Genomic DNA, 6,315 nt, shown 5'->3' on the forward strand with positions numbered 1-6,315 from the left:
TTCCCGCGACGAGCGCCACCTCGAACTACCGCAACATCACCGGCCCGTGGCGATCGGTCGGCATGCAGGCGATGCTGGACGCGGTGCGCGCGACCGGCGCCGCCAACGTCGTGCTGGTCGGCGGCACCGAGTTCAGCAACAACCTGGGCGGCTGGCTGGCGAACATGCCGACCGACCCGCTGAAGCAGATGGCCGCGTCATGGCACCCCTACCCGCCGATGCAGCGCCCGACGACGGCCGGCGTCTCGGCCGGCGGCACCGGGTATGCCGTCGGCGCCACGCTGACGCTCGCGAAGCCGAACACGGTGTACGAGCCCGCACAAGTGCGCGTGACGGCCGTGGGCGTGGGCGGCGCGGTGGCGGCGGCGGAGATCGTCACCGCGGGCAGGTACCTGCAGACGGCCCTGCCGACGGCGGCGGTGCCGGCGGCGGCCGGCAGCGGCACGGGCAGCGGCGCGAGCTTCCTGCTCGGCGGCTGGGGCAACCTGTCGAGCACCTGGAGCATGCCGGCGAACTGGCCGGTGGTTCAGGCCTTGTCGGCGCATGTGCCGATCGTCTTCGCGGAAACCGGCGAGCACAACGCACCGGGGACGGCCGGTGCGCCCTTCCTGCAGCAGCTGCTGCCGTTCGCGGGCGCCAACAACTGGTCGGTCATCGGCTGCTGCTGGGACGTCTTCGCCGAGCAGGACAACGTGCTGATCCAGGATGTGGACGGCACGCCCAGCGACGGCTACGGGCGGGTGTTCCGGGACTGGATGACGGGAGTGGCCTGGCAGTAGAAGGCTGGTATCGAGATTTTGTGCGCTATCTAGCAGCCCACAGCGAGCCCACAGCGCCGCTATCATCTCGCCCAGCCATTTTCACTTGGTGATTAGGTGCGGATGGTCAGGCCGGGCTGGGCGTTTGCGCGCCTGGCCCGACCGCTTTTGACGACCCGACATTCGCGAGCACCATGAGCCTTGCCGACCTGCGCGAGGCGCTGAACGCCGAGCTCGCAGCCACCCCCGAGTACTACGATTTCAAGGTGCTGCGCAGCGAGCGCGACGGCCCGCTGTGGCGCGTGACGCTGGTGCCGGGCCACGTGCATGCCGAAGGCCAGCGGCCGGGCGCCGCCTCGGCCCAGGCGCTGCTGGACGACAGCCTGGACGGCGCCTCTGCCTGGTGGGGTGCACCGGCCAAGGGCGGCGCCAGCGTACTGGCCGTGCTGCCCGAGGACGACCAGCTGGTGCTGCAGAACGCCAGCGCCCCGCCGCCGGGGCCCGACTTCCTGATCCGCCTCTACCCGACGCGCTTCCTGAACGCCGTGGCCGACGCCTGGTGGGACACGCCGTGGGCCGGGCGCGCGCTGGCCTGCCTGCCCGACCTGGGCGGCCCGCAGACGCAGGACGAGGGCCCGGCGCTGACCGGCGCGCCGTTCCGCTGGTTGCGGCCGGCGCAGCGCGACGCGCTCTCGCTGGTGCGGCACAGCAGCGCCTTCCTGTGGGGGCCGCCCGGCACCGGCAAGACCACCACGCTGGGCGTGCTGCTGGCCGAATACCTCGACACCCGGCCCGCCGCCCGCGTGCTGCTGCTGTCGACCACCAACCAGGCGGTCGACCTGGCGACGCTCGCGGTCGACAAGGCGCTGCAGAAAGGCCGCCGCGAACACGCGCGCGCCGCGGTGCAGCGGCTGGGCACGCGCTTCGACGCCGCCGCCTATGCCGGCCGCGAGCGCCTGATCCCCAGCGACGACCACGACCTGATCGCCCGCCTAGCCCGCGCCGAGGCTGCCCGCCCGTCATCGCGCGATGGTGCTGCGCTGAAGGCCTGGGCCGACCGCGTGGCCGCGCTGCGCGACGAGCTGCGCCGGGCCTCGCTGCAGGTGCTGCAGCGCTGCCGGCTCGCGACGATGACGACCACGCGCGCCGCGTTCACGCTGAAGACGCTGCGCGAGCTGGCGCCCGACGACGCACCGCCGTTCGACCTGCTGGTGTTCGACGAGGCCAGCCAGGTGAGCCTGGCGCACGCGCTGGCGCTGATGCCGCTGGGCCGCGCGCGGCTGTTCGCCGGCGATCCGCAGCAGCTGTCGCCGGTGCTGCGCAGCACCGACCGCGGCGCGCGGCGCTGGCTGGGCCGCTCGGCCTTTGCCGAGATGCCGCGCGCGGGCCCGTCGGTGGTGCTGCTCGACGAGCAGTCGCGCATGGCCGGGCCGATCAGCGAACTGGTCAGCGATCTCTTCTACGACGGGTCGCTGCGCGTGGCGGCCGACACGCAGGCCGCGCCCGGCTGGCTGGCGGCGCGCCGGCGGGCGCTGGGTGCGATCGATGCCGACACGCATGTGCACGTGCACCGTCTGAAGACCGATGGCGCCTGGTCAGCCGCGGAGCGCGGGCCGATCCGGCGCGAATCGGCCGACGCGATCGCCGAGGCGGTGGCCGGCGCGCTGGCGAGCGGTGCGTGGCAGCCGCACGAACTGATCGTGCTGACGCCGTTCCGCGCGCAGCGCGCGCTGATCCGCCAGCGGCTGCGCGCGCGCGGCGTGCCCGAGGCGGTGAAGGTCAGCACCGTGCACCGCGCGCRGGGCAGCGAGGCACCGGTGGTGCTGTTCGACCCGGCCGATGGTGCCCAGCCCTTCCTGCAGACCGAGGAGGCGCAGCGTCTCGTCAATGTGGCGCTCAGCCGCGCGCAGGCCAAGGTGCTGGTCTACCTGTCGCCGGCCGATGCCGCCAACCCGCTGCTTGCGCCGATCGTGCAGCGGATGCGGCTGGCCGGCGATGCGCGCGCGGCGGTGCCGTTGATCGAGCTGGCGCGGCAGCCGGGCTTCCCGGCCAATGCGCTCGGGCGGCGCGTCGTCGCGGGGCGCCACACCGGCGAGGTCGGCGGGCTCAGTGCCGACGGGCGGCAGTTCTGGATGGTCAACGAGCGGACCGGCGCGAGGCAGTTGTTCGATGCCGATTTCTGGCGCGCACGGGCGCAAGGGTCGATGTGAAGAGACGGCTCACGCGCAAGGCGTGCCGGCCATCGCGGCCCGGAGACCGAGGCTGCCCTTGTCGACGATCGCGAGGAAGGCGGCCTTCGCTTCCATCGCATCGCCGTGCTGCCGAAAGCTGCGGTGGGCCTGGATGAGGGCCACGGTCCAGGTCGCGAGCAGCAGGTCGGCCGCCAGGTGGGCATCCGGATCGTCGGGCTCACAGCCTGCGCATTCGATCAACGCCACCCGCACGACCTCTGCGATCTCGTCGCGCAACGCCCTCGCCCGTGCCTTCAGCGTTTCGCTGCCCTCGATCGTCTCGATGAAGCCCTGGCTGGCAGCGGAGAACTCGAGGTAGGGGCTGCGTGCCTCGACCAGCCGATGCGCGAGCAGGCGCAAGGCCTCGATCGGCGCGATGCCGGGGTCGCGCTGCCGCAAGGCGTCGCGCAGGGCCTCGCGGATCTCCTCGTCGCGGTCGAAGAACATGTCCTCCTTGCGCGGAAAGTGATTGAAGACCGTCATCCGGCCGACGTCGGCGGCGGCGGCGATCTCGTCCACCGTCACGCGATCGAAGCCCCGTTCGAGGAACAGGCGCGTGGCGGCGTTGGAGATCTCCTGTCGCGTGGCGAGTCGCTTGCGGGAGCGTCGATCGGGTGGGATTGACATGGTTTCATTGTACTCAGTACATTTACTATACTGAGTACACATTGAATGAGAAACATGGATGAATCCATCGATGTCGTGGTGGTGGGGGGCTGGTCCGGTCGGGCTGCTGACCGCGATCGAATTGACCCTGGGTGGTGTGCACGTCGTGGTGCTGGAACGGCTGACCGTCGTGAGCACCGCGATGAAGGCCGGCGGGATCGGGCCATTGGGCATCGAGGCGCTGCAGCGCCGTGGCATGGCCCCGGCCATCGCCGCCGAGGAAGCGCGCAACGTCGCGGCGATGGCGCCGTTCATCGAACAGGCCGGGGCCCCGAAGCGAGGGCCGAACTCGAAGTTCAGCGGGCATTTCGCCGGCCTGCCGCTGATCCGCAGGGATGCGCAGAAAGAGCCCGGACGGCGGGCCCACGTGGTGGATCAGCAGGGCGTCGAAACCATGCTGGGCGAGCGCGCCCGCGCGCTGGGCATCGAGGTGCGCCGCGGCTGCGAGCTCACCGGTCTTGCGCAGCAGCACGATGGCGTCGACGTGGCGTGGCAATCATCGACGAGCGCAGGCCGCATCCGCTGCGGTTGGCTCGTCGGCTGCGACGGCGGGCGCAGCCTCGTCCGCAAGCTGGCCGGCTTCGCCTTCCCCGGAACGCCGCCGTCGTCCACCTTCTACCAGGCCGTCGCCGAGATCGACCATCCCGAGCGCCTGCTGCCGATCGGCTGGCATCGCACCCCGGGCGGCGTGTTCTCCTGCGGGCCCCTGCCCGGCCGGCTGGTGATGCTGGACTTCACCGGTCCGCCCGAGGACCGGGAGGCACCGGTCACGCGTGACCAGCTCGAAGGCGTGCTGCGCCGCATCAGCGGCGTGGACGTTCGCGTGAAGGCGCTGGCCAGCGCCAGCCGCTGGACCGACAACACGCGGCAGGTCGACACCTACCGCCGAGGCAGGGTGCTGCTGGCCGGCGATGCCGCGCACATCCACACGCCGTTCGGTGGCCAGGGCCTGGGCCTCGGGCTGGTGGATGCCGCCAACCTCGGCTGGAAGCTCGCCGCCGTCGTTCGTGGCGAGATGGCCGACAGCCTGCTCGACACCTACACCGCCGAGCGCCGGCCCGTGGCCGAGGCCGTCCTCGCGAACACGCTGGCCCAGGTCGCGATCATGCGACCCGACCCGCAGGCGGGTGCGATGCGGGACCTGTTCGCGAAGCTGATGCAGCTCGACGACGTCAACCGCTTCATCGGCGAGATGACGAGCGGCCTGTTCACCCGCTACGACCTCGGGTCGCCGCACGACGAGGTCGGGCGCCTGATCGGTGACAGGCCGCTTCGACGCGATGAGGGCGAGGCCTCGTCGCTCTACGAGCTGATGCAGGACGGCAGCGGCGTGCTGCTCGATGCGTCAGCGGACGGCGGGGCTTGCACGCTCGTTGGCGCCGCCACACAGAGGATCCGTTGCGTCGCCATCGACACGGGACCGTCGATGCTGATCCGCCCCGATGCCTGCATCGCCTGGGTGGGCGATGGTGACGGCACCGAAGGCATCGGCGAAGCGCTGCGCCGCTGGTGGCCGGCCGGCCCTCACCACCAACCGTCGTCGCCCAGCACCATCTTCTTGTAGACGTCGATGTTGGCGCGAATGGCGAACAAGGCGCCGGTGGCAATCCCTATCGCGTTGCCGAACCGGTCACCCATCACCAGGTCGGCGACCACGACGACCACCACGCAGATCGCGAACAGCACGAGGGCCTTCTTCCACAGGCCCTTGGTCAGGTAGTAGAGCGGCCCGAAGAGGAAGGCCAGCACGTTGAACATGACCTTCATCCGTTGGCCGAAGGACAGCGCCTTGAGGTTCGGCAGCTTCGCGCCGCCCGCGCGCTCGATCAGGCGGAAGCGTGTCTTCCAGGCGTCGGACACCTTCAGCGCATCGATGCGCGAGCCCTTGAAGCTCAGTGTCACATCGGAAACTTCTGCCTTGGGCGGGGCGTAGGGGTTGGTTTCGTTCATACAAAAAAGCCCCGCAACACGAGGTTGGCGGGGCTTTGATGGCGATCAACGAATCTCGCTGATCACAGGTCTGGCGGAGTCGGAGGGATTCGAACCCTCGATGCAGGTTTTGCCCACATACTCCCTTAGCAGGGGAGCACCTTCGGCCACTCGGTCACGACTCCGGCGAAGACTGCGATTCTAGCCGCAGTTTTGACGATTTCAGGCGGTGGCCTGCTCCAGATCGAACGCCTTGTGCAGCGCGCGCACCGCCAACTCCATGTACTTCTCGTCGATCACGACGCTGGTCTTGATCTCGCTGGTGGTGATCATCTGGATGTTGATGCCCTCTTCGCTCAGGCAGCCGAACATCTTGCTCGCCACGCCCACATGCGAGCGCATGCCGATGCCGACGATGCTCACCTTGCAGATCTTGGTGTCGCCCATCACCTGCGCGGCGCCGGTCTTCGGCAGCACGGTGTTCTTCAGCAGCTCCATCGTGCGCGTGTAGTCGTTGCGGTGCACGGTGAACGAGAAGTCGGTCTTCCCCTCGTGCGAGATGTTCTGGATGATCACGTCGACGTCGATGTTCGCGTCGGCCACCGGGCCCAGGATCTGGTACGCGATGCCCGGCTTGTCGGGCACGCCCATCACGGTGATCTTGGCCTCGTCGCGGTTGAACGCGATGCCCGACACAACGGCTTGTTCCATTTTCTCGTCTTCCTCAAAGG

6 protein-coding genes and 1 tRNA gene are annotated in these 6,315 nt (G+C 69.9%); 3 read left to right on the forward strand and 4 right to left on the reverse strand.

The window, feature by feature from the left end:
• Both AC1D12_RS21445 and AC1D12_RS21450 read left to right on the forward strand, forming a co-directional pair.
• Nucleotides 1-779: cellulase family glycosylhydrolase (locus AC1D12_RS21445; protein ID WP_477842726.1), on the forward strand; the 779-nt coding region annotated here is incomplete at its 5' end.
• 173 nt (nucleotides 780-952) lie between these two features.
• A complete protein-coding gene (locus AC1D12_RS21450) occupies nucleotides 953-2,968 on the forward strand; it encodes a DEAD/DEAH box helicase (RefSeq protein ID WP_477842728.1) in 2,016 nt (671 codons plus the stop codon).
• Nucleotides 2,969-2,977: 9 nt separating this feature from the next.
• Here the strand turns inward: AC1D12_RS21450 and AC1D12_RS21455 are convergent, their stop codons facing one another.
• Nucleotides 2,978-3,616 (reverse strand): TetR/AcrR family transcriptional regulator, encoded by a 639-nt coding sequence (locus AC1D12_RS21455; protein ID WP_477828863.1) that lies wholly within the window; start codon nucleotides 3,614-3,616, stop codon nucleotides 2,978-2,980.
• A 58-nt stretch (nucleotides 3,617-3,674) separates the two neighbouring features.
• On the opposite strand from AC1D12_RS21455, the gene AC1D12_RS21460 reads away from it, so the two are divergent.
• Nucleotides 3,675-5,219, forward strand: coding sequence for an FAD-dependent monooxygenase (locus AC1D12_RS21460; protein WP_477842730.1), 1,545 nt, complete (start codon nucleotides 3,675-3,677; stop codon nucleotides 5,217-5,219).
• Here the strand turns inward: AC1D12_RS21460 and AC1D12_RS21465 are convergent.
• The 3 genes from AC1D12_RS21465 to AC1D12_RS21475 all read right to left on the reverse strand — a co-directional run.
• The gene (locus AC1D12_RS21465; protein ID WP_477842732.1) at nucleotides 5,180-5,557 is read right to left on the reverse strand and encodes a DUF2628 domain-containing protein; all 378 of its coding nucleotides are present in this window, start codon (nucleotides 5,555-5,557) and stop codon (nucleotides 5,180-5,182) included. The two genes, AC1D12_RS21460 and AC1D12_RS21465, sit on opposite strands and share 40 nt — an antisense overlap.
• Nucleotides 5,558-5,676: 119 nt before the next feature.
• Nucleotides 5,677-5,769, reverse strand: a tRNA-Ser gene (locus AC1D12_RS21470).
• 37 nt (nucleotides 5,770-5,806) lie between these two features.
• Nucleotides 5,807-6,315, reverse strand: a 509-nt coding sequence (locus AC1D12_RS21475; RefSeq protein WP_477842734.1) for an ACT domain-containing protein, incomplete at its 5' end; no start/stop codon positions are given.

This window comes from Rhizobacter sp. P1_G5 (genome assembly GCF_056405435.1).

Bases quoted from the DNA above. Each gene is read 5' to 3' on its own strand.
- AC1D12_RS21460 (WP_477842730.1), top strand. From the start codon at position 3,675: ATGAATCCATCGATGTCGTGGTGGTGGGGGGCTGGTCCGGTCGGGCTG.
- AC1D12_RS21455 (WP_477828863.1), bottom strand. From the start codon at position 3,616: ATGTCAATCCCACCCGATCGACGCTCCCGCAAGCGACTCGCCACGCGA.